A 2,848-nucleotide genomic window follows, 5' to 3' on the forward strand; every position below is an offset into this window, starting at 1 on the left:
CGGTGACCACCGGTTCGGCGCTGGACGGGGCCTGAAGCAGGATCGGGGCGGTAGGCGCGCACAGGGTGGCGCCGGCGCGGGCGGCCTTGGGGCCGATCACGGCGACGATGTCCCCGGCGAGGGCGTGGGCGGTCTCGGTGCGGCGGTCGGCCTGCACGCGCAGGATGCGCGCGACGCGCTCGAGGCGGCCGGTGGCGGTATCCAGCACGAGGTCTCCCTTGTCCAGTCGGCCGGCGTAGACGCGCAGGTAGGTCAGGCGTCCGGTGGGGGCGGCGCTCACCTTGAACGCCAGGGCGGTGAACGGCTGTCCGGGGTCGGCGGCGCGCACCAGGACGGTGTCGTCGCCGGGGCCGGCGCTGCCGCGCACGGCGGGCACGTCCAGCGGGGAGGGCAGGTAGGCGCACACCGCGTCCAGGAGCGGTTCGATGCCGCGGTTGCGGTAGGCGGAGCCGCACAGCACGACCACCGCCTCGCCGCCGGCGGTCAGCTCGCGCAGGGCGGCCTTGAGGGTGGCGGCGCTCAGGGCGCCGGCGGTGCAGAACTCCTCCAGGGCGCCGGGGTGCAGGGCGGCCACCTCCTCCTCCAGGACGCGCCGGCGCCCGGCGGCGGCCTCGGCGAGGTGCGCGGGCACCGGGCCCTCGCGCATGCCGTCCTCCTCGCTCCAGGTCAGGGCGCGCAGGCGCAGCAGGTCGACAACGCCGGTGAACGCCTCCTCGGCGCCGATCGGCAGCTGCACGGCCAGCGGGTGGGGGTGCAGGCGCTCGCGGATGGAGGCAACAGCGGTGTCCAGGTCGGCGCCGGCGCGGTCCAGCTTGTTGACGAACGCGATCCTGGGCACGCCGTGGCGCTCGGCCTGCCTCCACACCGACTCGCTCTGCGGCTCGACGCCGGCCACCGCGTCGAACACCGCCACCGCGCCGTCCAGGACGCGCAGCGAGCGCTCGACCTCGTCGGCGAAGTCGACGTGGCCGGGGGTGTCGATGAGGTTGACCCGGTGCCCGGCCCAGGCGCAGCTGACGGCGGCGGCGAAGATGGTGATGCCGCGCTCGCGTTCCTGGGGGTCGAAGTCGGTGACGGTGGTGCCGTCGTGGACCTCGCCGCGCTTGTGGGTGGTGCCGGTGAGGTAGAGGATCCGTTCGGTGACGGTGGTCTTGCCGGCGTCGACGTGGGCGAGGATGCCCAGGTTGCGGACGGCCGCGATGGCGCCGGCCGTGCTGGTGGCGGTGGTGCTGGTGCTGTTGGTGGTGGTGGTGGTGGTGGTGTCGGTGCGCATGGCCCGGCCTTTCGGAGGTGATCCGTGGGTGGGTGGGCGCGCGATTGACGAGTGCGACGTGACGTCACCTTCGGTGGCGTGAGGGGCTGTTGGCCGCCGGCACGGGGCCTTGTTCAGGCGCCGGCCGCACTCCTCTCCCGGTGCCGGCCGCGCAGCGGGCACCGGAAGGAGCGGGACACCAGGATCACCTCGTAGCGGGACGCGGGAGAGGCGGCCAGAGCCGTGGCGGGGGCGGCGGCGGTGCGCTGGACGGCCATGGCCGCTCCCCTCCCCTCACTGCTGTCTTCGCGTCACGGGCGTGACCGCCCGGCGAGTCTAGGGAAGTCGTACGGCCCGGCGCACCGGGATTTTTGCCGTGCTGTTGGCCGTTGCGGGTGCGGGGGTAGCCAGCGTTGCCAATTTCATCAGTATTCATCAATAATCCGGGTATTTCGGCCGGTTGTCGGTGCTGGGCGCTACGGTCGCCTGGTGATGGTGACGCAGGCGTACCGCTTTGCGCTCGACCCGACGCAGCGTCAGGTCGGTGCGCTGCTGCGGCATGCCGGGGCGGTACGGGTGGCCTACAACTGGGCGCTGGCGCGGGTCAAGGCGAACCTGTCCCAGCGGGAGGCGGAGAGGTCCTACGGCATCGAGGACCTGACGCCTGCGTTCGGCTGGTCGATGTACTCCCTGCGCAGGGCGTGGAACCAGGCCAAGGACGAGGTCCCGCCGTGGTGGGCGCAGTTACAAGACCGTATGGAACGGCGGCCGGCTCGACGTCGCCGACCGCTGGTTCCCCAGCTCCAGGACGTGCTCCGACTGCCGGGCAGTGAAACCCAAACTGCCCCTGCGCGTACGCACCTTCAGCTGCGGATACTGCGGGCTGGTCATCGACCGGGACGAGAACGCCGCCCGCAACCTCGCTTCCCTGGTGAAGCGCCACGTCGCCGGGAGCGGCCCGGAGACGGTAAACGGACGTGGAGCCGACCGTAAGCCGGGACCTTGTCCCGCCGGTGGCAGTGAAGCGTCAACCTCGCACCGGCCCCCAAGGCGGATCAGACAAGGACCTTTGCCCAGTGATGGGCAAATCCTTGAGATGCACTGATCTCTCAAGGAACGGTCAGTGCGGGACCTCCTGCCAGGCGGTGGCGGTGAAGGTGAGGTCGCGGTCGGGGTCCTTGACGAGCAGTTCGAGGTACATGACGGTGGTGCGGCCCGCCTGGTCGGTGCTGTCCAGGCAGTAGCGGGTGCCCGCCTTGAGCCGGTCGTAGGGCAGGGCGGTGGTCTTGTACCTCTCCCGGCTGTCGAGCCGGCCCAGCGCCGTCAGGCAGCCGGCGAGGTCCTTGGGCGCGTCCACGGGGGCGGCGAGGTCGGTGGCGATCCGCAGGACGGGCGTGGCGGCCACCTCGTCGCACTGGTAGTTGACGTCGCCGCGCCGGGCGGTGGCGTGCGGCGGGCCGGCCAGGGGGTCGGCGAGCTGGACGCCCCAGTTCGCCCCGCCGTTGAACGGGCAGCTGCCGCCCTGCATGGTGAAGGTGGCCGGCTGGTAGAGCTGGGCGTAGGCCGCACCGCCCGCACTGGGCGTCAGCGTCGGGC

General features: G+C 72.3%; 4 protein-coding genes and 1 pseudogene. 2 read left to right on the forward strand and 3 right to left on the reverse strand.

Features of this window, described 5'->3' with window-relative positions:
• Together AB0O00_RS34340 and AB0O00_RS34345 are read right to left on the reverse strand one after the other, a co-directional pair.
• Window positions 1-1,273: GTP-binding protein (locus tag AB0O00_RS34340; protein WP_363658546.1), on the reverse strand; the 1,273-nt coding region annotated here is incomplete at its 3' end.
• A gap of 113 nt (window positions 1,274-1,386) precedes the next feature.
• Entirely contained in the window at window positions 1,387-1,530 is a 144-nt protein-coding gene (locus AB0O00_RS34345) for a hypothetical protein (protein ID WP_363658548.1), read from the reverse strand.
• 214 nt (window positions 1,531-1,744) lie between these two features.
• On the opposite strand from AB0O00_RS34345, the pseudogene AB0O00_RS34350 reads away from it, so the two are divergent.
• Window positions 1,745-1,819 (forward strand): annotated as a pseudogene (locus AB0O00_RS34350) (helix-turn-helix domain-containing protein); the annotation flags it as partial.
• A gap of 97 nt (window positions 1,820-1,916) precedes the next feature.
• A complete protein-coding gene (locus AB0O00_RS34355) occupies window positions 1,917-2,357 on the forward strand; it encodes a zinc ribbon domain-containing protein (protein WP_363658552.1) in 441 nt (146 codons plus the stop codon).
• Window positions 2,358-2,372: 15 nt separating this feature from the next.
• Here AB0O00_RS34355 and AB0O00_RS34360 read toward each other — a convergent pair.
• Window positions 2,373-2,848 (reverse strand): hypothetical protein (locus AB0O00_RS34360; protein ID WP_363658550.1); only part of this gene is annotated, 476 nt, incomplete at its 5' end.

Source organism: Kitasatospora sp. NPDC093558 (genome assembly GCF_040683475.1).
GTDB lineage: Bacteria > Actinomycetota > Actinomycetes > Streptomycetales > Streptomycetaceae > Kitasatospora.